The sequence below is a fragment of the Stenotrophomonas sp. 22LJNL06-5-1 genome, from assembly GCF_056861455.1.
Genome location: NZ_JBSPUE010000007.1, coordinates 194,511 through 220,639, shown reverse-complemented (window position 1 = coordinate 220,639; position 26,129 = coordinate 194,511). Strand labels below are relative to the sequence as shown.

The following is a 26,129-nucleotide window of genomic DNA, read 5'->3' as shown; positions in this document are numbered from 1 at the left end:
CCGCCTGACATCGGGACGGATTGCCTGCGTTGGCGTTGCGCGAGGTCGCACCCCACAAGGCAAACCCGATGAACCAGAAGCAATTGCTGCGCCCGGTGGCCGATGCCGCCGCACTGGCCGCACCCCTGGCGAACTACAACACCGCCGACGCGGTGGAATTCCTCAACACGCTGGAACTGACCCGCGCCGCGGAAACGCTGGCCGCGCTGCCGTTGCCGCGTGCAGTGAAAATGCTGGAAGCGCCGGAACTGCACCGCAGTGGCGAACTGGTGGCCGCGCTGCCGCCGGCGCGCGCCGCCGCCCTGCTCGGTCTGATGGCCGACGACCGCGCCACCGACATCGTCCACGAGCTGGATGAGGAAGAACGCGCGCGGTTGATCCCGCTGCTGGGCACCGACGCCCGCCAGGCCATCCAGAAGCTGCTCAGCTACCCGCCGAACACCGCCGGCGCGCTGATGACCACCGAGTACGTGGCGGTACCCTCCAGCTGGACCGTGGCGCAGACCCTGCAGCACATCCGCCAGGTCGAGCGCACCCGTGAAACGGTGTACGCGATCTACGTGCTGGAGCCGGCCAGCCAGCAGCTGCAGCAGGTGGTGACCATGCGCCGCCTGATTACCGGCCTGCCCGAGGAATCGATCCTGGACGTGGCCCAGGTCAATCCGCCGGTGACGGTGGACGCGCTGATGGACCAGGAAGAAGTGGCGCGGCTGATCCGCCGCCACGACCTGCTGGCGATCCCGGTGGTCGATGCGCAGCAGCAGATGCTCGGCATCGTCACCGTGGACGACGTGCTCGATGCGCTGATCGAGGAATCCACCGAGGACGCGCACAAGTTCGGCGGCATGGAAGCGCTGGACAAGCCGTACATGCAGATCGGCTTCTTCGAGATGCTGCGCAAGCGCGCCGGCTGGCTGAGCGTGCTGTTCCTGGGCGAGATGCTGACCGCCAGCGCGATGCAGCACTACGAGGACGAACTGGCGCGCGCGGTGGTGCTGACCCTGTTCATCCCACTGATCATGAGCTCGGGCGGCAACTCCGGTTCGCAGGCGACCTCGCTGCTGATCCGCAGCCTGGCACTGCGCGAACTGCGCCTGCGTGACTGGTGGAAGGTGGCCCTGCGCGAAGTGCCCACCGGCATGGTGCTGGGCGCCATCCTCGGCTGCCTGGCCATCGTGCGCATCGTGATCTGGCAGCTGGGTGGCCTGCATGACTACGGCGAGCACTGGATCCTGCTGGCGATCACCATCGGCGCCGCGCTGGTCGGCATCGTCACCTTCGGTTCGCTGTCCGGCTCGATGCTGCCCTTCATTCTCAAGCGGCTCGGCTTCGACCCGGCCAGCGCCTCGGCCCCGTTCGTGGCCACCCTGGTGGATGTCACCGGCCTGGTGATCTATTTCAGCATCGCCGCGATGATCCTGCACGGCACGCTGCTGTAACAAAAAGGGGACGGAGGGGATTAAGTCGTTTGTGGCACAAACGACTTAATCCCCTCCGTCCCCTTTTTTGGGTACCGTAGGCGCATGAGTACCTACCACCTGCAGTCCGTGTTCCGTCCGCAGTCGGTCGCGGTGATCGGCGGCAGCCCGCGTGAGCGCTCCGCCGGGCGCGCGGTGATGCGCAACCTGCGCGGCACCGGTTTTCCCGGCAAGGTGGCGTGGATCAACCCGCGGCATGCCGAGATCGATGGCATCCGCACGATCAAGCGCTTGAAGGACCTGGACTGGGTACCCGACCTGGTGGTCATCACCGCACCGGCGGCGATCGTGCCGCAGGTGGTGCGTACCGCCGCCGAACGCGGCGTGCAGGCCGCGATCATCCTCACCGCGCACCTGGGCGAAGGCCCGGGCTCGTTGTCGGAACAGGTGGAAACGGTGTCGCGCAAGCACGGCCTGCGCATCCTTGGCCCGCACTGCCTGGGTGTAATCGCACCGCATGCACGGCTTAACGCCAGCATCGCCGCGCACTTCCCGCAGGCCGGTGATCTTGCGTTGATCTCCGAATCCTCCGCCATTGCCGCCGCGCTGGTCGAGTGGGGCGTGGCGCGCTCGGTCGGCTTCTCCGCCGTTGTTTCGCTGGGCGACACGATGGACGTCGACTTCGGCGACCTGCTCGACTACTTCGCCACCGACTACCGCACCCGCGCCATCCTGCTCTATGTCGAGCAGATCAAGGATGCGCGCAAGTTCATGTCGGCCGCACGTGCCGCCGCCCGCGCCAAGCCGGTGGTGGTGGTGAAGTCCGGCCGCGCCGAGCGCGTGCAGCCGGGCAGCCGCGATACCCATGTGCAGGCCCTGGCCCGCACCGACGACGTGTACGGTGCGGCCTTCAATCGTGCCGGCCTGCTGCGCGTCAGCGCGCTGGACGAACTGTTCACGGCTGCCGAATCGCTGGGCCGGTTGGGGACGTTCCCCGGTCGTCGCCTGGCCATTCTCAGCAATGGTGGCGGTGTCGGCCGCCTGGCCGTGGACCAGCTCATCGCATTGCGTGGCACGCTGGCCAACCTGTCCGACAGCACGGTCGAGAAACTCGACGCCGTGTTGCCGCAGGGCTGGTCGCGCAGCAATCCGGTCGACATCGTGGTCGACGCCGATGGTGACCGCTATGCCGCCGCCATCGAAGCGCTGCTGGCCGACAACGAGAACGACGCGGTGATGGTGGTCAATGTGCCCACCGCATTCACCTCGTCTGCAGACGCTGCGCAGGCGCTGACCCGCACGCTCGGCCTGCGTCCGCGCCACCATCGCGACAAGCCGGTGTTCGCGGTGTGGCTGGGCAACGATGACCAGGCCACCGCCACGCTCAACGCGGCGCGGGTGCCGACCTATCCGACCGAGGCCGAAGCGGTACGTGGCTTCCAGCATCTGGTGCGTTACCGTGAAGCGCAGAACGCCCTGATGGAAACGCCACCCAGCCTGCCGCAGGACTTCAACGTTGACGCAGCGGCCGCGCGTGCACTGGTCGATGCTGCGCTGGCCAATGGCCAGCAGTGGCTGGACCCGCTGGCCACGCATGAACTGCTCAAGGCCTACGGCATTCCGTCCGCGCCGGTGATGCATGCGCGTGATGCGCACGAGGCGATGGACCTGGCGCAGCCGCTGCTGGAACGTGGTGCCACGGTCGCACTGAAGATCCTGTCACCGGACATTCCGCACAAGTCGGAAGTGGATGGCGTGCGCCTGAACCTGTCCACGCTGCCGGCGGTGCAGAGCGCTGCCAACGCGATCCTGTCGCGCGCGCGCCAGCTGCGGCCGGATGCGCGCATTGACGGCCTGCTGGTGCAGCCGACCATCGTCCGCCCGAAGGCGCGCGAGTTGATCGTCGGCATTGCCGATGACGCGACGTTCGGTCCGGTGATCGTGGTCGGCCGTGGCGGTACCGCGGTCGAAGTGATCAATGACAAGGCGCTGGCGCTGCCGCCGCTGGACCTGCGCCTGGCCCATGAGCTGATCGGCCAGACCCGTGCCTCGCGCATCCTCAAGGCCTACGGTGATGTGCCTGCCGCCGACGAGCGCGCACTGGCATTGGCGCTGGTCAAGCTGGCACAGCTGGCCGCCGACATCCCCGAAGTGCGTACGCTGGACATCAATCCGCTGCTGGTCGACGGCAAGGGCATCCTTGCCCTCGACGCACGTGTGGCGGTGGCGCCGTCGCGCATCCTGCACAAGGGCCGTGGCCATCCGCGTTTTTCGGTGTTCCCGTACCCGAAGGAGTGGGAGCGAACCATCGAACTGTCCGATGGCGGCCGCGCCTTCGTGCGCCCGGTGCGGCCGGAGGACGACGCGCTGTTCCGTGCGTTCTTCGCCCGCGTCAGCGACGAGGACCTGCGCCTGCGCTTCTTCCAGTCGGTGAAGCACTTCAGCCACGAGTTCATCGCGCGCCTGACCCAGCTCGACTATGCACGCTCGATCGCGCTGGTGGCGATCGAACCGCGCAGTGGCGAAATGCTCGGCGCGGTGCGCCTGCATGCCGACGCCGATTACCACCGCGGCGAGTACGGCATCCTGATCCGCTCGGACCTGAAGGGCCACGGCATCGGCTGGCGGCTGATGGCGATCATGATCGAGTACGCCAAGTGGCTGGGCCTGGACGTGGTCGAAGGCCAGGTACTGCGCGAGAACAGCACCATGCTGGCGATGTGCCAGAGCCTGGGCTTCAAGACCAAGCTCGATCCGGACGACCCGACGGTGATGATGGTGACCCTGCCGGTCCAGCAGGTAGAGGTGCCGGCGGCACCGCTGTAGAGTCGAGCTTGCTCGACTGTTGCCATCGAAAGCAGTCGAGCAAGCTCGACGCTACGACCAGGCTACCGCAGTGGTTCCACCACCACCGCCGTGCCATAGCACAGCACCTCGGTCAGCCCGGTCATCACATCGGTGGCGTCGTAGCGCATGCCGATGATCGCGTTGGCACCCAGTTGCCGCGCATGCTTGACCATGTCGCGGTAGGTTTCCTCGCGGGCCTGTTCGCACAGTTCGGTGTAGATGGTGATGTTGCCACCGAAGAGCGTCTGGATGCCGCCCAGGAAGTTGCCGACGATCGAGCGCGAGCGCACGGTGATGCCGCGCACCACGCCCAGGTTGCGCACGACGCGGTGCCCGGGCAGCTCGAAGGCGGTGGTGACCAGCGCATCGTCGAAGCGCAGTGTGGGCGGGGAAGGTGAGCCGCTGTTGTAGGGGTCTGCCATGGTCGCGTCCGTATCGCTGCCTTCTGTAGAGTCGAGCTTGCTCGACTGGTTGTGGAGCAGTCGAGCAAGCTCGACTCTACAATGCAATCGCCCGTTGCGGCATGGCTCCGTCACCGTGATGGCGCGACAATACCCCCATGACCGACCGTATCCCTCTGTTGCTGCTGCCCGGACTGCTCAACGATGCCGAACTGTGGCGCGCGCAGTTGGCTGACCTGGCCGACATCGCCGATTGCACCGTAGGCGACCAGACCCGCGGCGAGACCCTGCAGGCGGTGGCCGAGGACGTGCTGGCGCAGGCGCCGGAGCGCTTCGCCCTGGCCGGGTTCTCGCTGGGTGGTTTCGTCGCCCAGCAGATACTGCGCATCGCGCCGGAACGCGTGCTGCAGCTGGCGCTGGTCGATACCTCGATCCACGCCGATTCACCGGAACGTGCTGAACAGCGTCGCAGCCAGCGCGCCAGCGTGCGCCTGCCCGGCAAGTTCCATGGCTTCGGTGACGCGCTGATGCGCAGCTACATCGATGCCTCGCGGCTGGATGACTACGTGTTGGTGCAGCGCGTGCGCGATATGACCGCTCGCTTGGGCGCGGAAGTGTTCCTGCGCCAGAGCGGGCTGGAACGCCGCGATGGCCACGATGTGCTGGCCGGTTACCACGACCCGCTGCTGATCGTATGCGGCGCCAATGATCGCATCACGCCGCTGGCGGTGAGCGAGGAAATGCACGCGATGGTGCCGCACTCGCAGCTGGTGGTGGTGCCCGATTGCGGGCACCTGGCACCGATGGAAAAGCCGGACGAGGTCAGTGCCGCAATGCGTGGATGGTTGCTGCAGGCGTGACACTGTCCAGCCTGATGGATTCCTCGTTCCAACCCATGCCGTTGTAAACGTGATAGCGCAGGACGCCGATGTACTCGTGCAGCATCACTTCGATCAGCAGCAGGTTGTACGCAGAGGGAAGCCACCCCGGCGAGGCGCGGAGGCGATCACTGGGCAAGCCCTCGGCCACGACACCGAAGTGCCGGAAGTAGATCAGACTTCGCCTTAGGTGCAGGCCAGAGGTCAACAGCACTACCCGGACACTGTCGCGCTGGATCATTCGGCTGCTGTTCCTGGCGTTCTGCCAGGTGTTCACGCTGGCGTGCTCGCGGATGATGTGTTCCGCAGGCACGCCCAGCGCAATCAGTTCACGCGCGTAGACGTTGGCTTCTGCGGCATTGTCTGGCGCAGTAGCGCCACCGCTGACCAGCACCACGCAGGATTCGCCGGTGCGTTCGCAGGCGAGGTAGCGCTGCGTTGCGGCCATCAACCGGCTATAGCCAGCCAGGCCGGGCCTGGAGCCGTGAGCGTCCTGATCGATGCCAGCGCCCAGCACGACAATCGCCGTGCGTGGATGGTGCGCTGTTGCAGTGCTTGGCGGCGCGTCCTGTGCCAGGTCCAGCAGCAGTTGCGTGATGGGCGTGCTCGCGCTGGCCAGGATGGCCAGTGGCGCTACGGCGAGCAGGGCGCCGCTACGCACGTGTCGCTTTCGGACCAGAACCGCACACGAGAGCAGCAGAAAGAGTGTCAGGGCGAGCATGACGAACCTCAGGAAAATTTGAAAGGAATCCGATGGCGTTACGCGATCGTTGCTTCCATGCTGGATGCCATGGATCTGAAGCGAATGTCACTCCCGGTCAGATGTGTTGCCATCGTGGGCGCCATCCTGCTCGCGGTTGCAGGCGGGCATCTGCTGGGTAGCCTGTTTCCGCAGCTGTTCCTGCAGATCCATCAACGGATGCAGTAGTCCGTACGCTCCGCACGTTGTCGCTTCAGGCCTCTGTTTGGGCGTCGCGGAACGCGGAAACGCATCTCTTCAGGTGTTGAATGCGACAAGCAGAGGAAAGCAATGCGACGCTTGAACTCAACGCAAGGCGTAGAGCCGCGGGGACATCCTGCAGACGGACCTGAGCTCGGGGAGCGATCGATGCTCAACCTGATTGCAGCGACCGCGCCAGACCAGTTCTCATCGTTTGTCGTTGACCTGGACGAGGCGATTTCGCGCTGGATGAGCGCTGCGGAGAATGAATCCCCGGGTTGCCTGGAACAGGAGCTTTCGCGCATGCATGCCTTGAAAAGTGTGACCTCGGCGTTGGGCAGCTGCAGGATTGCCGATGCCTGCGAAGATCTGGCTGATGCTCTCCGCTCCGGCGAAGCCATCGGCAGCGTGCGGCTGCGCGGCTGCGCGCTGGCAATCTCGGCAAAGCGCCTTCTGGGACGCACGACAGGTCAATCACTGACCGGGGGGCGCTGACATGCATGATCCGTACACGCCCTCTCCAATGTCGTCCCCGGCAGCGCTGCTGCATGCTGCGCGCGTGCTGGAAATGCATCGTCTGGCGCTACTGCTGTCATGCTTCCAGGAGCCGCGCGCCAGTGGGTTCCGGGTGCTGCTGCAGGCGCTTGCGGTGCTGTGGTGCTGGCTCTGGATCGATGGCCCTCAGCCTGTTCTGGCCGATGAGGCAGCGCGGGTGCTGCCGGCCGCCGTTGTACTTCTGGCGGTATCTGTAGCGTGGGCACTCTTTGTAAACCTTCGCAGGGCGCGTCACGACACGTGGTACGACGCGGCGGGTCTTCTGCTCAGTCTGGCGATGGTGGCCATCCAGGTGCACGCGGCCTTCATCCTGTTGATGGCACTCAATGCAATCCTGCCGTTCCTCGTCATCGCCGCGACGGTGGCTTACGGACGCAAGGCCATGGCGCCGGCAATCGCGGTAACGGCCGTGGCGCTGCTGTGGGCAGCCCCTGAAGGCTACTGGTTCTCGCGGCCCGCCTATCTGGCCTATGCGCTGGCGCTGACCATCCTGTTGCCGCTGGTCGTGGCGTCACTGGTGGCAGCGATGCGCGAAATCGCGTTGCGTGCCATTGCGTCGCGTGAGGCGCAGGGGCGATTCGTCGGCACCATGAGTCATGAGCTTCGCACGCCGCTCAATGCCATCATCAGCGGCATCCAGCTTCTGGAGGTCAATACGGCAAGTGCTGCCCAGCGACACGCACTGGCCACCGTTGCAGGGCAGGCCCAGGCGCTCCGACGTCGCATTGATGATGTACTTGATGTTGCCAGCATTGATGGTGGCAAGCTGAAACTGCGGCCACATCCTTGTTCGCTGCGTTCCATCATCGAGGCGGCGCAGGCGAGCTGCATGCCTGCGGCTGCAGACAAAGGCGTGGTACTGCAGGTGGATGTTGGGAGAGCAGACGTATGGCTGTTGGCAGATGGCGGTCGCATCGAACAGGTGGTGACCAATCTTCTCTGCAATGCCATCAAGTTCAGTCCCATGGCGGGCGAGGCGAGGGTCTCGGTTGGCGCCGTTCGAGCGGTGGATGACTGGGAGGTGCGGATCTCGGTCTGCGACTCCGGGACGGGCATCGACGAAGCACAGAGAGACATGATTTTCTCGCCTTTCGTGCAGGTCAGTCAGGGCGAAGCACGTTGCGAACAGGGCGTCGGGCTCGGGCTGTACATCGTTCGGTTGATCTCCGATGCCATGGGCGGAACGATCAGCGTCGGCCGCAGCGACGCCGGCGGCGCCTCATTCGTGTGGTGCTTCGCTGCTGCCGTGGCCGATGAGGCTGACCCGCTTCCTTCCCTGGGTGAGCTTTTCCAGTCGCACGCGGCGGTGGTTCGTCCGCTGCACTGCCTGCTGTTCGAAGACGTGGAGACCAACCGCGAGGTGGTGCAGCACCTGCTGCAGTGTGCAGGCCATCGCCTCAGCTTCCGGAAAGATGGTCACGATGCTCAGGCCGTCATCAAGGCGCTGGCGCCCGACGTAGTTCTGCTGGATCTGCACATGCCAGGTTGCAGTGGATGGGACGTACTGGAGGCGCTGGTCAGGGACCCTGCGGCGCCTCCCGTTCTGGTGATGAGCGCAGACACCCGGGTGGAGGTGATTGACAGGGCGCAGGCGCTGGGCGCGGCTGGTTTTCTGTGCAAGCCACCGGACATCGAGAGCGTCCTGGATATGTTGCGCGGTGTTGCCGAGCGCTGACCGTCCGGTAGGTGCCGACCTTGGTCCGCACGGTGTTTCAATGATCGATCAGAGGTCAGTGCCGACCATGGTCGGCACCTACCGATTCCGATCCGTAACCGCAGTTGGGATCAATCCCAGGCCGGGGCGATACCTTCCGGGTTGGCCAGGCGGTGCCCACGATCCAGCTTGGCGATCTGTGCCATGTCTTCGTCGGTCAGGCGGATCGCTGCTGCTTCCAGGTTGCCCGACAGGTTTTCGCGCTTGGTGGACGAAGGGATCACCGAGAAGCCCTGCTGCAGCGCCCAGGCCAGCGCGATCTGCGCCGGAGTGGCCTGGTGACGGCCGGCAATGGCCTGGATCACCGGGTCCTTGATCACCTCGCCATAGGCCAGGCTCATGTAGGCGGTGATGTGGATGCCGTTGTCCTGCAGGAACTTCACCAGCAGGCGGTTCTGCAGGTACGGATGGATCTCGATCTGGTTGGTGGCGATGGCGTCGGCACCGAGGATGCCGATCGCCTTGCGGGTCTGTGCGATGGTGAAGTTGGAGATGCCGATCTGCTTCGTCATGCCCTGTGCCTTGGCCTCGGCCAGTGCGGTCAGGTACTCCTCCATCGGCACGTCGACCTTGTCGTTCGGCGACGGCCAGTGGATCAGCGTCAGGTCCACATGATCGGTACGCAGCTTTTCCAGACTGGTATGCAGGCTGGCCAGCAGCGCTTCGCGCTTGAACTCGGTGATCCAGACCTTGGTGGTCAGGTAGATCTCTTCGCGCGGCACGCCGGCATCGGCGATGGCCTGGCCGACCTCGGCTTCATTGCCGTAGATCTGCGCGGTATCGATGGCGCGGTAGCCGACATCCAGCGCGTTGCGCACGGAGTCGATCACGGTCTGGTCTTTCAGGCGGAAGGTGCCGAGACCGAAGGCGGGGACAGTCATGGGGAGCTCCAGCAGAGGGGGAGGGACGCGAATATCCGGCAAAGAGTAGGCCAGTGGCCGCATGCGTGCCGGCAACGGTGCATTGCACCACCGTACCGGCAGGGCGCCGGCACGGCATGACTTATCTCAATGCGCGGCCACGGCGATGCCATCGGCGCGGTCATCGATGCCGTCGCGGCGGTCCAGGCGGCCGCTGAGCACGGTCAATGCATACGCGCCCACCACCACCAGCGCGCCCAGCCACGGCGTGTGCATCAGGCCGATGTTCTCCACCACCAGCCCGCCGAGCGAGGCGCCCAGCGCGATGCCGATGTTGAAGGCGGCGATGTTCAGTCCCGAGGCCACATCAGTGGCCTGCGGCGCGTAGCGCTGGGCCTGCTTGACCACATACACCTGCAGGCCTGGCACGTTGCCGAACGCCACCGCACCCAGTGCCAGCACCGTCAGCAGCATCAGCCAGGTGTTGTAGGCGGTGAAGGTGAGCACGAACAGCACGACGGCCAACAGGGCGAAGATGCGCTTCAGTGCGGGCACCGGACCCATGCGGTCGGCCATGCGCCCGCCCCACAGGTTGCCGATCGCCACCGACACGCCGTACACCAGCAGCACCAGGCTGACCGCATTGGCGGAGAAACCGGTGACGTCCTGCAGGATCGGCGCCAGATAGGTGAAGGCCAGGAAGGTGCCGCCGTAGCCCAGCGCGGTCATCGCATAGACCAGCAGCAGGCGGGGTTGGGCGAGTACGGCCAGCTGCTGGCGGAAGCTGGCCGGCGCACTCTGCGGCACGCTGCGCGGCACGAACAGCAGCGCGCCGAGCAGGGCGATCACGCCCAGAGCGGCCACCGCCAGGAAGGTGGCGCGCCAGCCCAGATGCTGGCCGATGAAGGTGCCCAGCGGCACACCGGTCACCAGCGCCACGGTGAGGCCGGTGAACATGATGGCGATCGCGCTGGCGGCCTTCTCCTTCGGCACCACCGCGGTGGCGATGATCGAACCGATCGAGAAGAACACACCGTGGGCGAGACCGGTGAGGATGCGGGCGACGATCAGCGAGGTGTAGCCCGGCGCCAGGAACGCGATGACGTTGCCCAGGGTGAAAAGCACCATCAGCGCCACCAGCAGCGACTTGCGCGGCACGCGGCCGGTGAGCGCGGTCAGCACCGGCGCACCGATGGCCACGCCGAGGGCATACAGCGAGACCAGCAGGCCGGCCGAAGGCAGGCTGACCTGAAGGTCGGCGGCAATGGTGGGGATCAGGCCGACGATGACGAACTCGGTGGTGCCGATGGCGAAGGCACCGAGGGTCAGCGCCAGCAGGGCGAGGGGAATGCCACGGATCATGGCCGGCTCCGGAGGGAAGGAAGGCGCGCAGTGTGCGCGGCGCACCTTTGCCGAAAAACCGGTCTTCACGCCAATCACTATTGCCCCCCAGTCAATAATGGCGGCATGAAAACCACTCTCGATGAAATGCAGGCCTTCCTCGCGGTGATCGACAGCGGGTCGATCAGTGCTGCCGCCGAACAGCTGGGGCAGACGCCCTCGGGCGTGAGCCGGGCGCTGGGGCGGCTGGAAGACAAGCTCGGCACCACCCTGTTGACCCGTACCACCCGCCGCCTGCACCTGACCGCCGAGGGCGAGGCCTACCTGCGCCATGCACGGGTGATCATCGATGCGGTGGAGTCCGCTGAGGAACAGATGGCCGCCCGCCGCGAGCGCCCGGCCGGGCGCCTGCGCGTGGATGCGGCGATGCCGTTCGTGCTGCACGTGATCGCGCCGCTGGTGGCCGGGTACCGCGCGCGCTACCCGGAGGTGCAGCTGGAGTTGAACAGCTCCGAGCGCTACATCGACCTGTTGGAACGGCGCACCGATCTGGCGATCCGGATCGGGCCGCTGGCCGACTCCACCCTGCATGCGCGGCCGTTGGGTCGCTGCCAGCTGCGGCTGGTGGCCAGTCCGGCCTACCTGGCGGCGCACGGCGAACCGGCCAGCGTCGCCGCGTTGGGCCAGCACACGCTGCTCAGCTTCAACGAACCAGAATCGTTGAATCACTGGCCGCTGCCGGGCGATGCCGATGGCCTGCTGCGGGTGCGCCCGGATATCGCGGTGTCCAGCGGCGAAACACTACGCCGACTGGCGGTGGAAGGCGTGGGCATCACCTGCCTGTCCGACTTCGTGACCGACCGCGACCGCGCGGCCGGCACCCTGGTACCGGTGTTGGCGACGCAGACGCTGGATGTGTACCAGCCGATCCACGCGGTGTACTACCGCAACACGGCGGTGTCGGCGCGGATCAGCTCGTTCCTGGATTACCTGGGTGAAGCGATGGCGCAGAGCGGTTACCTGCGCTGAGGGTTGCAGCCGGGTTGCCGGCCAGCGGCCGGCACTACCGAAGGTTACGGTGGGTGCGGACCGTTGGTCCGCACTGCCCCTGCCATCGCCCGACCAACGGTCGGGCGCTACCCACCTGGCGTTGGACGCTGCCGGCCAGCGGCTGGCACTACCGAAGGTTACGGTGGGTGCGGACCGTTGGTCCGCACTGCCCCTGCCATCGCCCGACCAACGGTCGGGCGCTACCCACCTGGCGTTGGACGCTGCCGGCCAGCGGCTGGCACTACCGAAGGTTACGGTGGGTGCGGACCGTTGGTCCGCACTGCCCCTGCCATCGCCCGACCAACGGTCGGGCGCTACCCACCTGGCGTTGGACGCTGCCGGCCAGCGGATCAATCAGGCCGCGCGGGCCAGCGCGTCCTTTGCTACGGCCGATGTCGACAGATCGAACACATCCACCGCATCGATCAACCGGTTCGCCTGCTGTTCCAGGCTGCGCGCGGCGGCGCTGGCTTCCTCCACCAACGCGGCATTCTGCTGGGTGGTGCCGTCCATCTGGATCACGGTCTGGCTGACCTGTTCGATGCCCGCGCTCTGCTCCTGCGAGGCAGCGGAGATCTCGGCCATGATGTCGGTCACGCGCTGCACCGATGCGACGATCTCGGCCATGGTGTCACCGGCCTCGCGCACGCGCTGTGCACCGTGCCCCACCTGTTCCACCGAGGCTTCGATCAACGCCTTGATCTCCTTCGCGGCTGACGCCGAACGCTGTGCCAGGGTGCGCACTTCGCTGGCGACCACTGCGAAGCCGCGGCCCTGCTCGCCGGCGCGGGCCGCTTCCACCGCAGCGTTCAATGCCAGGATGTTGGTCTGGAAGGCGATGCCGTCGATCACGCTGATGATCTCGGCGATCTGTCGCGACGAGGTCTCGATCGCGCCCATTGTCGTCACCACCTGGCCGACCACGCTGCCGCCGTGAGAGGCAACGGTGTGCGCGCCGATCGCCAGCTGGTTGGCCTGGCGCGCATGCTCGGCGTTCTGGCGCACGGTGGAGGTCAGTTCCTCCATCGATGCCGCCGTCTCTTCCAGGTTGGCGGCCTGCTGTTCGGTACGGCGTGACAGATCGTTGTTGCCGGCGGCGATCTCCGCCGCAGCCGTGTGGATATTGCCGGAGGCGTGCTTGATGTCGGTGACGATGGTCGCCAGCTGCGCGGCGGTGGTATTGGCATCGCCGGCGATACGCGCGAACACGCCCTGGAAATCACCTTGCATGCGCGCGCCGAGGCGGCCATCGGCGATCGCGCGCAGCATGCTGGAGACCTCGCCGAGGTTCAGTTCGGTGGTCTGCATCAATCGGTTCAAGCCGTCCACCATCGCGCGGAAATCATGCTCGAAACGCGCGCTGTCGCCGCGCTGGCTGAAGTCACCAGCGGCCGCGGCTTCGGCCAGGCGGCGGATCTCGCCATTGATCATGCCGAGGTTGCGCTTGGCCATGTCCAGTGCCTCGGTGATCACTGCCTTCTCGCCGGGCAGCCGTTCCATGTCCTGGCTGAGGTCGCCGATGGCATAGCGGCCCATGATCGCGATCGCGCGCAGCTTCACCTGGATGTGCGCATCGACCAGCGCGTTGCTGTCGGCCACCATCGTGCCGAACGCGCCGGGGAAGGCACTGGCATCCATGCGGTGGCTGATGCTGCCGGCTTCATGCGCCTGTGCCATCGCGGCCTGTGCATCCAGCACACCACGCAGCGTCGACTGCACTGCCTGCATGGCCTGAGCGAGGCGGCCGATCTCATCGCGGCTGCGTACCTGCACCACGTGCTGCAGGTCGCCGGCAGCCACTGCGCGCGCAGCGGCTTCCACCGCCAGTACCGGCTGCACCACCGCACGCCGCAGCCACCAGGCCAGGCCCATCAGCAGCAGCACGGCAGCCAGCACGGTCAGCGCTGCACACAGCAGCAGGGTCTGGCGCGCCTGCTGCGAGCGTGCCGTCACCGCCGCTTCGGCCACCTGCGTGGCGTGCGTGCTCAGCGCATCCAGTGCGGTCGCCACCGGACGGTCCTTGCCGCGCACCAGATTGTCGCCGGCGGCGGGATCGTAGCTGGCCTCGGCGAAGGCCTGCAGCGCGGCGTGGTACTCCTGCTGCAGCTGCGCATGCAGGCCGATGAAGGCCTGCGCCAGATCACGCGTGCGTGCATCCGGGCTGCTGGTCAGGCCCTTGGCCAGCTGCTCGACCAGGCGGCCTTCGCTGTCGAACGCCTCCAGGTGGCGCTGGCGCAGTGCGTCGTCGCGGCCGCGCAGCAGTACGTTCTTCCATTCCTGTACCTGGCCGCGGAACTCGCGCTGCAGGCGTTCGGCATCGCGGCTGTGCGCGACCTCGGGCGGAACCTCGGTGGACAACTTCAACCAGGCGGAGGCCAGGCCCGCCAGAGCGCACAGCAGGACCACGGCCAGACCAACGGAAACCGCGCCGAGCAGCTTGGACTGCAGGCGCGGAGCACGGACAGACGCATTCATGGGAAAGAACTCTCGGGAAGGGGCACTGCGGTATCGACCCGTTGCGCACGCGCTGAAGTGGGACGCGCATCACATTCGCGTTTCGTTTATCGATGTGAAGAAATCATTTCATAGGACAAATGTGTCCATATGGAACGAATGAGGACCCTCGACAGGGGATTTAAATGTAACTATTGTTGTTACATGAAATCCGCGAACCCGCTTTCCGACGCCCTGCATGTGATGGCGCACCTGGTCGGCCATGCCGCCCCGCGCACTTCCGAGCAGCTGGCATCGTGCCTGCCCACCCATCCGGTGGTGATCCGTCGCCTGCTGGCACAGCTGCACAAGGCCGGCCTGGTGCGCAGCACCCGCGGCCACGGCGGCGGCAGCCTGCTGGCACGCGATGCCGCGGCGATCACCCTGCATGACATCTACCTGGCGGTGGGGGCTCCACCGCTGGTGCAGGTCGGCGCCCGCGATTCCGGCGGTGGCTGCCCGATCCAGCAGCTGGTCAACAGCGCCCTGCTCGAGGGTGCACGCGAGGCGCAGCGCCTGCTCGAACAGCGCCTGCAGGCGACCACGCTGGACCAGCTCGGCGCCGACTTCGCCCGTCATCTTGCCCATCACCGTTCCCTGGAAGGTCACCATGAATCCTGATGTGCTCATCGTCGGCGGCAGCTATGCCGGCATTGCCGCCGGCCTGATCCTGGCCCGTGCCCGTCGCCCGGTCACCGTCATCGACGCCGCCTCGCCGCGCAACCGTTTCGCCAGTCATTCGCACGGGGTGCTGGGGCTGGATGGCATCAGTGGCGCCGAGCTGCTGAAGACCGCGCGCCAGCAACTGCTGGACTACCCCACGGTGCGTTGGGTGCATGCCGAAGCCGTGCAGGCCACCGCCCACGCCGAAGGCGTGGAAGTGCGTACCGCCGATGGCCAGGTGCTGGCCGCGCGCAAGCTGCTGCTGGCCAGCGGTATCGCCGACCAGTTGCCGGAGTTGCCGGGCCTGGCCGAGCGCTGGGGCAGCACCGTGCTGCATTGCCCGTACTGCCATGGCTATGAAGTGGGTGGTGGTGCCATCGGCCTGCTCGGCGGCCATCCGATGTCCGCCAGCAAGGCGCCGCTGTTCGCCGACTGGGGCAATGTCACGTTCTTCAGCATGGGACTGGACATCACTGATGAGGAGCGCGCCGCCATGCAGCAGCGTGGCGTGCAGATCGAGACGTCACCCGTGCTGGGCCTGCAGGGCGACCAGCCGACCTGGCTGGAAGTGGAGCTGGCCGAAGGCCGCCGCATCGCCCAGCGTGCGTTGTTCGTGCCGGCCACCCAGGCGATGGCCACGCCATTGGTGCAGCAGCTGGGCTGTGCGCTGGCCGAGAATCCGCTGGGCGTGCTGATCGAAGTCGATGCGATGAAGCAGACCTCGGTGCCTAACGTGTATGCCGCAGGCGACGCCACGACGGTCGGCAACATCACGTTGGCTGCTGCCGAGGGCGTGCGTGCGGGCATTGGTGTGCACCATGCGCTGGTGGCCGAGGACAGCGTGCCGCGCTGATTGATGCCGGCCCTGGTCGGCGCCGTTTCATCCATGCATGGCATGGATCTACTGCAATCGGGAGCGGTGGGTGCCGACCTTGGTCGGCACCGCTCCATTACCCCTTCACGCACAGCACCTGCCGCAGCGTGTGCACCACGTCCACCAGGTCGAGCTGCGCCGCCATCACATCGTCGATCGACTTGTACGCGGCCGGTGACTCGTCCAGCACGCCACTGTCCTTGCGGCATTCCACGTGCGCGGTGGCCTCGCGGTGCTGGGCCAGCGTGATCTGCTGGCGCGCCGTGCCACGGCTCATCACCCGGCCGGCGCCGTGGCTGCAGCTGTGGAAGCTGTCCGCGTTGCCCTTGCCGCGCACGATGTAGCTGCGCGTGCCCATGCTGCCGGGAATGATGCCCAGCTCGCCCTCACGCGCGCTGACCGCGCCCTTGCGCGTCACCAGCAACTCCTGGCCGTGGTGCGTCTCCTTCTGCACGTAGTTGTGGTGGCAGTTCACCGCCATCGCCGCCAGCTGGAACTTCGGCAACCGGTGGCGCATCTCGGCCAGCACGCGCGACATCATCGCCTCGCGGTTCTGCCGGGCGTAGTCCTGCGCCCACGACACCGCTTCAACGTAGTCATCGAACAGCGGCTCGCCTTCCATGAAGAACGCCAGGTCCTTGTCCGGCAGGTGGAAGCCCAGCACGCGCCGCGCCAGTTCCTCGCGCGCCTTCTCGATGAAGTAGGTGCCGATCAGGTTGCCGGTGCCGCGCGAGCCGCTGTGCAGCATCACCCACACCGTGTCCGTCTCGTCCAGGCACAGCTCGATGAAGTGGTTGCCGCCGCCCAGCGTACCCAGCTGGCGATCCAGCTTGTCGGTGCGGATCCTGCGGTGCTTGTCCTTGATCTTCTCCAGGCCGTCGGCCAGCCCCGACTGCACCAGCCGGGTGTGGATGCTGTCGGGCATGCGGTGATGTTCGCCGCCGCGCCCATTGCCGACCGGGATGCTGCGCTCGATGCTGTTGCGCAGTTGCCGCAGGTCATCAGGCAGGTCGTTGGCGCGCAGCGTGGTACGCACCGCCGCCATGCCGCAACCGATGTCGACGCCGACCGCGGCCGGGATGATCGCCCCGCGGGTCGGGATCACCGAGCCCACGGTCGCGCCCTTGCCCAGGTGCACGTCCGGCATCACGGCCACCCAGGGTCCGACGAACGGGATCGCGGCGATGTTGCGCAGCTGCTCATGCGCCTGCGCTTCCAGCGGCACACCGTTGACCCAGCCCTTGATCGGCGTGGTGCCCTCGGCGTGCAGCCATTGATAGTTGTGTTGAGTGTCCATGTCTTCGTATATGTCCTTGATGGGCCGGCGGCGCGTCCCTGCGCCGCCGCTACCCCCTACCTGATCGTCACCAGCTGCTTCAGCACGCCATCCAGGCCGCCGAACACGGTGAGCTTGTCGATCTTCTCGGTGACCTTTTCCAGTGCCTCCAGCTCCTTCAAGCGCATCAGCACCGGGTTGTCCTCGATCAGCTTTGCGGTGTTGAGCTGCGAACGCGTGGCGTTGGCCTCCTCGCGGCGACGGATCACGCTGGCCTGGGCCTGCTTTTCGGCCAGCACCACGCCGTTGAGGATCTCCTTCATCTCGCCCGGCAGGATCACGTCCTTGATGCCGACGCCGAGCAAGCGCACGCCGTGGCCTTCGATCGCCGCCTGCACATGCGCAGCGATCTCGCCGTCCAGTGCAGCCTTGTCACCCAGCAGCTCGTCCAGGCTGCGCGCGGCAATTGCCTGGCGCAGGCCGAACTGCAGCTGCCGGTAGACGAACTCATCGGCATTGCTGAGCGTGCGGTGTGCACGCACCGGGTCGACCACCTGCACGGTCGCGGCCAGGTTCACCCGCAGGGTCACCTTGTCGCGGCTGAGCAGTTCCTGGCCGGACACGTCCAGTGAACGTGCACGCAGTTCCACACGCTCCACCGACACGTTGCCGTTGAAGTTCCAGAACGCGTGCAGGCCGGCGTCCAGCGTCTGCCGCAGCGTGCCATCGATGAACAGCAGGCCGACCGACTCGCTCGGCACGGTGCTGATCACCGCCACACGCGGCAGCACGCCCAACTGGCCCAGGCGCTGCTGCACGTCCGCCGGAATGCGCGGCTCGTCACCCAGCGCCATCACGCGCACTTGGGTGTCGACCGAACCCCGCCAGTACAGACGGCGGCTGCCCGGCGGCAGGACTTCATCGATGCGGCCGTTGCGCAGCAACAGACCGACCTCGGTGGCACCGACGTTGGCCAGCACGAAGTGCGTGTCCAGCGTCGCGCCCAGTGCCTCGATCAGACTGTCCTGGTCGCTGCCGGTGTAGGCCGCGCCCTTGGATGCGGTGTGGATGTCCACGTGCGGGCGGCCGCCGAACGGCGACAGACGGTGCACGCCCGGCAGCAGGATCTGCTGGAAGCGACGGTTGCGATACACCAGGCCGCGCTCGCCGTCGCCGATCACGACCTTGATGGTCCAGAACATGGGAGTCTCTCCTTGTATGGCTCTGGTGGTTCGACCCGTTGCGAATGAATCGCCGTGACCCGGGTCGATCCGGTCGTGGCGAGGCCGCCTGCACATCACGTGCAGGCGGCGGAAGAGGGCGGCCATCGGCGGACGGTCCGCGCGCGGAGCCTTCGGTGCACCGGCACTGCTGCCATCGTCGTTCCCGGCAGGCAGCACCGGTGCGGAACGTGGCTGGCAGTGGCGGCGGGCCGGGGCCCGGCGTGCGGTCCGTTGCCTTCCACGTTCCTGCCCGAAGGCGATATCCGTGGATGGCGACGATGGCCGCTGGGGCTTGCGCCCCGGGTGTTGCTTCAAGTCATGACGTGACAGGTCATGTGGTTTGGAGTGGGAATCGAACCCACGACAGACGGATTACGGATCCGTTGCTCTGACCAAGCTGAGCTATCCAGTTGGGGACCGCGCGGAATCGAACCGCGTACCGGCGAACCGGCGCCTGACTCCAGCAGGCGATCCAGGCGATGGCATGTCCGCGACCTCCGGCATACGCCACGGCAATGCCGCGCGCACCAGCCCGTGGTTGAAACGGGACCGTTGGAGAATCGAGGGTGCAGGCCACCGACATTATCGGCGAGCGATAATGTTTGAGTGCAATGCAGATAATGTCCAGGCGTTGCCGGTCGCGCGAAGTAAATCCTTCGGCGGGGCGGGAAAAACCTGGGTCAGTGAGCGGCGGGTCGCCGCGCGGGGTGCAGTTCTGGCATCGCGGGTCCTTGTGCCGACGCAAACGAAAACGCCCCCGGGACTTGCGTTCCGAGGGCGTCGTCAGGCCTCGGAGATCGGGGTGGCCGATCTCCGCAGGGCGGGTATCAGGCCGTTGTCAGCTGGTCTTCCTTGCCGAACGCGCGCGCCAGCACGTCCATGCGCAGGCATGGCAGCAGTTTGGCGGTGGCGACGGAATGCGCGTTCAAGGGAAGTTTCCAGTGGTTGTTGAAACGAGGTGCGCACGATAAACCACGATTTAGTCGTGCGCAACCATTTTGTTCAATTATTTTCTTCTTTACCGCGCGATGCCGGCCAGCGGCCGGCACTACCGGACTGTGCAATGCCGGCCAGCGGCCGGCACTACAACTCAGTCTTCCGTGCTGGCGGCGTCGAGTTGCGCGACATCCTGCACGCTCAGCGTTACGTTGGCCGCTGCCAGCAGATCGTGCAGCTGCTCGACGCTGGTGGCGCTGACGATCGGTGCGGTGATCGACGGCCGTGCGATCTGCCAGGCCAGTGCGATCTGTGCGGCGCTGGCGTTGTGCTTGCTGGCCACGTCATCCAGTGCCTGCAGGATGCGCAGGCCGCGCGGGTTCAGATAGCGCTTCACCACGGTCTCGCCACGTGCCGGGCTCTTGGTCGCATCGGACGGCGTGCGGTACTTGCCGCTGAGGAAGCCACTGGCCAACGCGTAGTAACCGATCACGCCGATCTGTTCGCGCTGCACCAGCGGTTCCAGTTCCTTCTCGTAGCCGGCGCGGTCGTACAGGTTGTATTCCGGCTGCAGGGTTTCGTAGCGCGGCAGCTTGTAGTCGGTGGACACCTTCAGCGCGTCGGCCAGGCGTGTGGCGCTGTAGTTGGACGCGCCGATGGCGCGCACCTTGCCGGCTTCGATCAGGCGACCGAATGCCGCAAGCGTCGCCTCCAGCGGCGTCGACTCGTCGTCCTCGTGGGCCTGGTACAGATCGATCACGTCGGTCTGCAGGCGGCGCAGCGAATCTTCGACCGCGGCATTGATGTTGTCCGGGGTCAGGCCGGGGCGCTCGGCCCACTTGGCCACCTTGGTCGCCAGCACCACCTTGTCGCGCTTGCCGCTGCGGGCGAACCACTTGCCGATCAACGTTTCCGATTCGCCGCCGGCATTGCCCGGCACCCAGGCCGAATACACATCGGCGGTGTCGACCAGGTTGAAGCCGGCGTCGACGAAGGCATCGAGCAGGGCGAAGCTGGCCTTCTCATCGGCGCTCCAGCCGAACACGTTGCCACCGAAGGCGAGCGGACGTACATGCAGGCCGGAACGGCCCAGTTCGCGGGTTGCCGTCATGGGCACGGACTCCTTGGGGGAAGTGCTCCAGAATAAAACGCGTTGTGTGACCGTGCTGCGGCGGTGACCACAAAACAGTGTTCCGCGATACGCACGCAGCTAACGTTTTGTGAACACCTGGGACGCCGCGGCTGCTAGTCTCGCCGCATCTTCCGCTGGAGTCGCTCCGATGATGCCTGCTTCGTCCCTGCGTGGTTGCCGCCTGCTGCTTGCGTCGGCCCTGCTTGCCGCTGTTCCCGCGTTCGCCGCACCGGCCACGGTGGCGCCGGCGAAGATCCAGGTCTCACCGGCCATCGATGCGGCGGTGAAGGCACCGACCCGCGATGCCAACAACGTCAAGCGCGATGGCTTCCGTCATCCGGCGCAGACGCTGTCGTTCTTCAAGGTGACGCCGGAAAAGACCGTCATCGAGATCACCCCCGGCAACGGCTGGTACTCGGAAATCCTGGCGCCGCTGCTGCATGATAAGGGTCATTACGTCGCCGCCGTGGTCGATCCGATGGCGGTGCCCGAGGGCCGCGGCCGTGACTACCAGCAGCGCAGCCGCGACAGCCTGGAAAAGAAGTACGCCGGTGCGCCGGCACAGTTCGGCAAGACAGCCGTGGTCGCCTACGATCCGGCCAAGCCGGTGTTCGGCCCGGCCGGTTCAGCCGACGTGGTGCTGACCTTCCGCAACGTGCACAACTGGCGCAAGGCCGGCCAGGCGCAGGGCATGTTCCAGGGCTTCTTCAACGTGCTCAAGCCGGGCGGTGTGCTGGGCGTGGTCGAGCACCGCGCCAAGGCCGATGTGGCCGACGACGATGACACCGGTTATGTCGGCCAGCAGCAGGTGATCGCGATGGCCGAGGCCGCCGGCTTCAAGCTGGATGCGCGCAGCGAGGTCAACGCCAACCCGCGTGATACCAAGGATCACCCGAACGGTGTGTGGACGTTGCCACCGACCAACCAGCACGACAAGACCGATGATGCGAAGTACCAGGCGATTGGCGAAAGCGACCGCATGACCCTGCGCTTCATCAAGCCGTAAGGCGGCACGCTGTACTGCCAGCGCGGCGTGTGGCTGGCCCGAGGGCCGGACACACGCGGAGATTCAATCTCATTCAAGGACGTAGACCGTTGAAGAAGGTGTTGTACATCGCCGTGGCAGTCTTTGTGCTGACACGGCTGATTGATTTCGTGTTTCACGGTGGCCATGCCCATGACCTGGTCGCGGCCGTTGGTTTCGGAGTGCTGTTCGCGGGCATCCTGTTGGAGGAACGCGCACGCAACACCAGTCCGCCTACGATCCGGCTGCGGCGCCGGGCCAATGTCATTGCGGCGTGCGGCATCGCATTGGTCCTGGGTTCGTTCCTGCTGGAATGGAAGGTTTTCGGCTGAGCCCGCCGTGATCGCGGCGGCGGGAAAGAGCCGCCGAGCCCGCGTTCATCGCGCGCGGCGCGAGGTATGGCCGGCCCCAGATCCGGCCATGCGCCGGAGCCCCATCGAATTCAAGGACATGGACCGTTGAAGAAGGTGCTGTATATCGTCATCGCGGTGCTGGTGCTGCCGCGGCTGTATGACTTCGTGTTCCACGGTAGGCATGCTTACGACCTGCTGGGAGCGACGGGTTTTGCGGTGCTGTTCTTTGGTGGCGTGCTGGACGAACGCGCCCGCATGACCTGCCCGCCACCCGCGGCGCTGCACCGCCGGGCCAATGTCGTTTCGGCATGCGGTTTCGTGCTGGTGCTGGGTTCGTTCCTGCTGCAGTGGAAGGTATTCGGCTGAGCCCTTCGTGTTCGCGGTCGCAGGAAAGAGCAGCCGGGCGTGGCCATGCCGGCCGTCCTGACCGGCACCCTTTGGTGCTACACCACCGGGGCGCCAGTACTTCGCGGCATGGGACAATGCCCCACCCGCTGACTGCCGTGCCCGCAATGCTGATCGCCTTCAACAAGCCCTTCAACGTGCTCTGCCAGTTCACCGACCGCAGCGTGCCGCCGCGGCCGACCCTGGCCGGGTTCGGCCTGCCGCCGCGCGTGTATGCCGCAGGCCGGCTGGACCATGACAGCGAGGGGCTGCTGCTGCTGACCGACAACGGCACGCTGGCGCACAAGCTCACCGACCCCAGGCACAAGGCCGACAAGACCTACTGGGTGCAGGTGGAAGGCACGCCCAGCGATGAGCAGCTGCAACAGCTGCGCGACGGCGTCGAGCTGAACGACGGGCCGACCCTGCCGGCGAAGATCGAACGCCTCGATCCGGCGCCGTCGCTGTGGACGCGCGATCCGCCGGTGCGTTTCCGCAAGACCGTGCCTGACAGCTGGCTGGCGATCACGATCCGCGAGGGCCGCAACCGCCAGGTGCGGCGGATGACCGCGGTCGTGAACCTGCCGACGCTGCGGCTGGTCCGCGTGTCGATGGGACCCTACCGGCTGGACGACCTGCAGCCAGGGCAGTGGCGGCAGATCGGTTGAAATGAAAAGGCCGGAGCCCTTCCTGCGGAAGGACCCCGGCCCTGACAGTGGCCGACGATCTCAGGCGTCGCTGCCGATATCGCTGTGCTCGTCCACGACGGTGTCGTTGCGGCGGTCACGTGCGTTGATGCGCTGCGCCTGCCCATTCACCACGTGGCCATTGGCGGCCTTCTTCTTCTGCTGCTTGCGGTACAGCGCATAGCCGAGCAGGCCCACACCCACCGCTGCAGCGGCCACGGCCACTGCCGGATTGCGGCGCACGAACTTGGTCGCGGCCTTGCCGCCGGTCTTCACTGCGCCGATGGCGGCGCCGGTCTTGATCCAGTCCGCATTGCGCAGGCTGCCACCGGCGCTCTTCAGGCCATCGCCGGCGGTGTGGGCCAGCTCCAGGGCGCGCTCCAGAGCGCGGTCGGTGATTACGGTCAGCTTGCTCATGCGGGGGTCCTTTGCCTCGGGTCGAAGTCCAGTGTCGCGTGTTGCCCGTAAACGGTATGTCAGTCGGGGCAGCACGTGGCGTGACTTTACCGCAGCCATTCAGGATCAGGCAGGTTCCGCAACCGGTCGTGCCGGCACGACCGGTCAGGTTCCGCGCGGCTTGGCCCGGTGCGTGGCCGTGGCGGTCCACGGATCATCCGGCCACGGATGGCGCGGGTAGCGTCCCTTCATCTCCTTTTTCACTTCAGCGTAGGTGTTTTCCCAGAAGTTGCGCAGGTCCTGGGTGACCTGCAATGGGCGGCCACCTGGAGAGAGCAGGTGCAGGGTGAGCGGCACGCGGCCATCGGCGATGCGCGGCGTATCCGCCAGGCCGAACAGTTCCTGCAGCTTCACCGCCAGCACCGGTGGCAGCGGATCGCCGCTCTCGCCGTCCAGCGCATAGCTGATCGGCCGCTCCAGCCCGGACGGCACGGTGATTCGGGTCGGTGCGTGGCGTTCGACCAGCTGCCGTTGAGACCACTCCAGGGGTGACTTCAACGCTTCGCCGAAGCCGGATTCATCCAGCGCATCCAGTCGCGTCTTGCCGGCGAACGCGGGCTGCAGCCATTGCGTACGCGTGGCCAGCAGGGCGTCGTCGCTGCAGTCGGGCAGGCCGAGCTCGGGCATCCAGCGGCGCAGCGATTCCACCCGTGCCTGCCACTGGCGCAGGCCTTCGGTCCACGGCAGCGCCTGCAGGCCGAGCTCGGCCACCGCATCGGTCAGCGCCTGCGCGGCGTGCTGCGGATCGACCCGGCCGGCCGAGCGGCTGTCTAGCACGATGCGGTCGAAACGGGTCTCGCGCAGGGCCACCAAGGCGCGGCGCTCGCTGTCCCAGCGCACCACATCTTCGGTGATGAGCCGCTCCGGCCACGCCTTGCGCAGTTGGCCCTCATCCACCGGTGCGGCACGCAGCAGCAGCGCATCGCGTGCCTCAAAGCGAAGCTCGCTGGCCACCAGCCACGGTTCGCCACGCAGGTCGCTCAGTTCGTGCAGGCGCGCGCTGCGACCATTGGCCAGCAGGTAGCGCAGTGGATCGCTGGGATGCTGGACACCGATCCGGTCGGGGAAGGCATGTGCGAGCAGGTCACCCAGTTCGTGCGCCTCGATGCTGGCCGGTGGCGCGGCATCACAGCGCAGGCGTCGTCGCCACTGCTTGGCGGCAGCGTCAATGGCGGCCAGCCCGCTGCGATTGGCGTCGCCCGGCGCGCGGCCGTTGCGGAACGCGGCCAGTGCGCGCCAGCGGGCCGCCAGCGCGTCACCGCCCTGGCGCAACGGGTCGCGGGCTTCCAGCAGGGCGGCCAGATCGGCGGCCAGCGCCTGCGCACGTGCATCGGGCGCCGCCAGCAGCATCGCTGCCATCCGTGGGTGCGTACCCAGCGCCAGCACACGCCGGCCGAGTGCGGTGATCGCACCACTGCTGGACAGCGCGCCCAACCGCTGCAGCAATTCGCGGGCGGCGCCCATCGGGCCGGCCGGTGGCGGATCGAGGAAGCGCAGGTCGCTGCTGCCCCAGGCGGCCAGTTCCAGCGCCAGCCCGGCCAGCTCCACCTGATCGATCTCGGCGCGGCGCTGCGGCTCCAGCCGCTGCGACTGCGGCCACAGCCGCCAGGCCACGCCTTCGGCCACGCGACCGGCACGGCCCGCGCGCTGGTCGGCCGATGCCTGGGCGATGGCCACCACGTCCAGCCGGGTGAAACCGCTGTTGGGATCGTAGCGCGGCTCGCGTGCCTGGCCGCTGTCGATCACCACGCGCACGCCGGGCAGCGTCACCGACGACTCGGCGACGTTGGTCGCCAGCACCACGCGGCGGCGGCCATCGCTGGCCACCTGCAGCACGCGCGCCTGCTGTTCCACCGGCAGTTCACCGTGCAGGGCCAGTACTTCGACGCCGGCATCCAGCGATTCCAGCAGGCCGGTCTGCACCCGCGCGATCTCACGCTGCCCGGGCAGGAACACCAGCAGGTCACCGGGGTGTTCGGCCAGGGCCTGTTGCACCGCGCGGCGCACCTGCAGTTCCAGCGCCTCATCGCGGCGCGCCGGGAAATGGCTGACCGTCACCGGGTAGCTGCGGCCCTCGCTGCTCAGCCGCGGCGCATCAAGGAAGCGTGCCAGCCGCTCGCCATCCAGCGTGGCCGACATCACCACCAGGCGAAGGTCATCGCGCAGCTGCGCCTGCACGTCCAGCGCCAGCGCCAGGCCGAGGTCGCCACTGAGATGGCGCTCGTGGAATTCGTCGAACAGGATCGCACCGACCTCTTCCAGCATCGGGTCATCCTGCAGCATGCGGGTCAGGATGCCTTCGGTGACGACTTCAATGCGGGTGCGTGCCGAGACCTTGTTCTCGAAGCGGATGCGGTAGCCGACCGTGCCGCCGACCTCTTCGCCCAGCTGCCGCGCCATGAACAGCGCAGCACTGCGTGCGGCCACCCGGCGCGGCTCCAGCAGGATGATCTTCCGGCCTTGCAGCCACGGTGCATCGAGCAGCGCCAGCGGCACCTGGGTGGTCTTGCCGGCGCCGGGCGGGGCTTCCAGCACCAGCCGTGGCTGCACGGCCAGGTGCTGCTGGATCTGCGGCAGCAGCGGGGAAATGGGGAAGAGCGGGGTGTTCATGTGCAAAGGATAAGG

At 66.7% G+C, this 26,129-nt stretch carries 23 protein-coding genes and 1 tRNA gene; 13 read left to right on the top strand and 11 right to left on the bottom strand.

Annotated features, from left to right (window positions below; translation table 11 throughout):
• Window positions 1-68: 68 nt before the first annotated feature.
• Window positions 69-1,439, top strand: coding sequence for a magnesium transporter (mgtE, locus tag AC13GF_RS16070; RefSeq protein WP_483005281.1), 1,371 nt, complete (start codon window positions 69-71; stop codon window positions 1,437-1,439).
• Between the two features lie 84 nt (window positions 1,440-1,523).
• Window positions 1,524-4,244: a bifunctional acetate--CoA ligase family protein/GNAT family N-acetyltransferase gene (locus AC13GF_RS16065; protein ID WP_483005280.1), complete on the top strand. Its 2,721-nt coding sequence runs from the start codon at window positions 1,524-1,526 to the stop codon at window positions 4,242-4,244.
• Between the two features lie 62 nt (window positions 4,245-4,306).
• On the opposite strand, the gene AC13GF_RS16060 is transcribed toward AC13GF_RS16065, so the two are convergent.
• The gene (locus tag AC13GF_RS16060; protein ID WP_483005279.1) at window positions 4,307-4,687 is read right to left on the bottom strand and encodes a YbjQ family protein; all 381 of its coding nucleotides are present in this window, start codon (window positions 4,685-4,687) and stop codon (window positions 4,307-4,309) included.
• 137 nt (window positions 4,688-4,824) lie between these two features.
• Here AC13GF_RS16060 and AC13GF_RS16055 point away from each other — a divergent pair, with 137 nt between their 5' ends.
• On the top strand, window positions 4,825-5,526 hold the full coding sequence (locus AC13GF_RS16055) for an alpha/beta fold hydrolase (protein WP_483005278.1): 702 nt from the start codon (window positions 4,825-4,827) through the stop codon (window positions 5,524-5,526).
• On the opposite strand, the gene AC13GF_RS16050 is transcribed toward AC13GF_RS16055, so the two are convergent.
• Window positions 5,489-6,265 (bottom strand): YdcF family protein, encoded by a 777-nt coding sequence (locus tag AC13GF_RS16050; protein ID WP_483005277.1) that lies wholly within the window; start codon window positions 6,263-6,265, stop codon window positions 5,489-5,491. The genes AC13GF_RS16055 and AC13GF_RS16050 overlap by 38 nt on opposite strands.
• Before the next feature lie 57 nt (window positions 6,266-6,322).
• Between AC13GF_RS16050 and AC13GF_RS16045 the strand changes: the two genes are divergently transcribed.
• The 3 genes from AC13GF_RS16045 (at window position 6,323) to AC13GF_RS16035 (ending at window position 8,714) form a co-directional block, all read left to right on the top strand.
• Window positions 6,323-6,472 carry a hypothetical protein gene (locus AC13GF_RS16045; RefSeq protein ID WP_483005276.1) on the top strand — a complete coding sequence of 50 codons (150 nt, stop codon included), beginning with the start codon at window positions 6,323-6,325 and terminating at the stop codon, window positions 6,470-6,472.
• Between the two features lie 180 nt (window positions 6,473-6,652).
• Window positions 6,653-6,979 carry a hypothetical protein gene (locus AC13GF_RS16040; RefSeq protein ID WP_483005275.1) on the top strand — a complete coding sequence of 109 codons (327 nt, stop codon included), beginning with the start codon at window positions 6,653-6,655 and terminating at the stop codon, window positions 6,977-6,979.
• A 1-nt stretch (window position 6,980) separates the two neighbouring features.
• Window positions 6,981-8,714, top strand: a complete 1,734-nt coding sequence (locus tag AC13GF_RS16035; RefSeq protein WP_483005274.1) for a hybrid sensor histidine kinase/response regulator — start codon at window positions 6,981-6,983, stop codon at window positions 8,712-8,714.
• A gap of 110 nt (window positions 8,715-8,824) precedes the next feature.
• Here AC13GF_RS16035 and dkgB read toward each other — a convergent pair whose 3' ends face one another.
• Both dkgB and AC13GF_RS16025 read right to left on the bottom strand, forming a co-directional pair.
• Entirely contained in the window at window positions 8,825-9,634 is an 810-nt protein-coding gene (gene dkgB, locus AC13GF_RS16030; RefSeq protein ID WP_483005273.1) for a 2,5-didehydrogluconate reductase DkgB, read from the bottom strand.
• Window positions 9,635-9,760: 126 nt separating this feature from the next.
• Window positions 9,761-10,975: an MFS transporter gene (locus AC13GF_RS16025; protein WP_483005272.1), complete on the bottom strand. Its 1,215-nt coding sequence runs from the start codon at window positions 10,973-10,975 to the stop codon at window positions 9,761-9,763.
• A 105-nt stretch (window positions 10,976-11,080) separates the two neighbouring features.
• On the opposite strand from AC13GF_RS16025, the gene AC13GF_RS16020 reads away from it, so the two are divergent.
• Window positions 11,081-11,983 carry a LysR substrate-binding domain-containing protein gene (locus AC13GF_RS16020; RefSeq protein ID WP_483005271.1) on the top strand — a complete coding sequence of 301 codons (903 nt, stop codon included), beginning with the start codon at window positions 11,081-11,083 and terminating at the stop codon, window positions 11,981-11,983.
• A gap of 375 nt (window positions 11,984-12,358) precedes the next feature.
• Here the strand turns inward: AC13GF_RS16020 and AC13GF_RS16015 are convergent, their stop codons facing one another.
• Window positions 12,359-14,479 (bottom strand): methyl-accepting chemotaxis protein, encoded by a 2,121-nt coding sequence (locus AC13GF_RS16015; protein ID WP_483005270.1) that lies wholly within the window; start codon window positions 14,477-14,479, stop codon window positions 12,359-12,361.
• Window positions 14,480-14,662: 183 nt separating this feature from the next.
• On the opposite strand from AC13GF_RS16015, the gene AC13GF_RS16010 reads away from it, so the two are divergent.
• Together AC13GF_RS16010 and AC13GF_RS16005 are read left to right on the top strand one after the other, a co-directional pair.
• Window positions 14,663-15,118: an Rrf2 family transcriptional regulator gene (locus AC13GF_RS16010; protein ID WP_033833804.1), complete on the top strand. Its 456-nt coding sequence runs from the start codon at window positions 14,663-14,665 to the stop codon at window positions 15,116-15,118.
• Complete coding sequence (locus AC13GF_RS16005) at window positions 15,108-16,013, top strand: NAD(P)/FAD-dependent oxidoreductase (protein WP_483005269.1); 906 nt, start codon at window positions 15,108-15,110, stop codon at window positions 16,011-16,013. The genes AC13GF_RS16010 and AC13GF_RS16005 overlap by 11 nt, the downstream gene beginning before the upstream one ends.
• Window positions 16,014-16,110: 97 nt before the next feature.
• On the opposite strand, the gene AC13GF_RS16000 is transcribed toward AC13GF_RS16005, so the two are convergent.
• The 4 genes from AC13GF_RS16000 to AC13GF_RS15985 form a co-directional block, all read right to left on the bottom strand.
• Window positions 16,111-17,331 (bottom strand): RtcB family protein, encoded by a 1,221-nt coding sequence (locus AC13GF_RS16000; RefSeq protein WP_483005268.1) that lies wholly within the window; start codon window positions 17,329-17,331, stop codon window positions 16,111-16,113.
• A 56-nt stretch (window positions 17,332-17,387) separates the two neighbouring features.
• Window positions 17,388-18,512: a slipin family protein gene (locus AC13GF_RS15995; protein ID WP_014038908.1), complete on the bottom strand. Its 1,125-nt coding sequence runs from the start codon at window positions 18,510-18,512 to the stop codon at window positions 17,388-17,390.
• Window positions 18,513-18,869: 357 nt separating this feature from the next.
• A tRNA-Thr gene (locus tag AC13GF_RS15990) sits at window positions 18,870-18,943 on the bottom strand.
• Between the two features lie 680 nt (window positions 18,944-19,623).
• A complete protein-coding gene (locus tag AC13GF_RS15985) occupies window positions 19,624-20,580 on the bottom strand; it encodes an aldo/keto reductase (protein WP_483005267.1) in 957 nt (318 codons plus the stop codon).
• 169 nt (window positions 20,581-20,749) lie between these two features.
• Between AC13GF_RS15985 and AC13GF_RS15980 the strand changes: the two genes are divergently transcribed.
• From AC13GF_RS15980 to AC13GF_RS15965, 4 genes are all read left to right on the top strand, one after another.
• Entirely contained in the window at window positions 20,750-21,607 is an 858-nt protein-coding gene (locus tag AC13GF_RS15980; RefSeq protein WP_483005266.1) for a class I SAM-dependent methyltransferase, read from the top strand.
• A gap of 98 nt (window positions 21,608-21,705) precedes the next feature.
• A complete protein-coding gene (locus AC13GF_RS15975; RefSeq protein ID WP_483005337.1) occupies window positions 21,706-21,957 on the top strand; it encodes a hypothetical protein in 252 nt (83 codons plus the stop codon).
• A 135-nt stretch (window positions 21,958-22,092) separates the two neighbouring features.
• Window positions 22,093-22,344 (top strand): hypothetical protein, encoded by a 252-nt coding sequence (locus AC13GF_RS15970; RefSeq protein ID WP_483005336.1) that lies wholly within the window; start codon window positions 22,093-22,095, stop codon window positions 22,342-22,344.
• 146 nt (window positions 22,345-22,490) lie between these two features.
• Entirely contained in the window at window positions 22,491-23,030 is a 540-nt protein-coding gene (locus AC13GF_RS15965) for a pseudouridine synthase (protein WP_483005335.1), read from the top strand.
• Window positions 23,031-23,090: 60 nt separating this feature from the next.
• Here the strand turns inward: AC13GF_RS15965 and AC13GF_RS15960 are convergent, their stop codons facing one another.
• Window positions 23,091-23,465 (bottom strand): hypothetical protein, encoded by a 375-nt coding sequence (locus AC13GF_RS15960; protein ID WP_019336760.1) that lies wholly within the window; start codon window positions 23,463-23,465, stop codon window positions 23,091-23,093.
• A 144-nt stretch (window positions 23,466-23,609) separates the two neighbouring features.
• A complete protein-coding gene (hrpB, locus tag AC13GF_RS15955; protein ID WP_483005265.1) occupies window positions 23,610-26,114 on the bottom strand; it encodes an ATP-dependent helicase HrpB in 2,505 nt (834 codons plus the stop codon).
• Window positions 26,115-26,129: the final 15 nt, after the last annotated feature.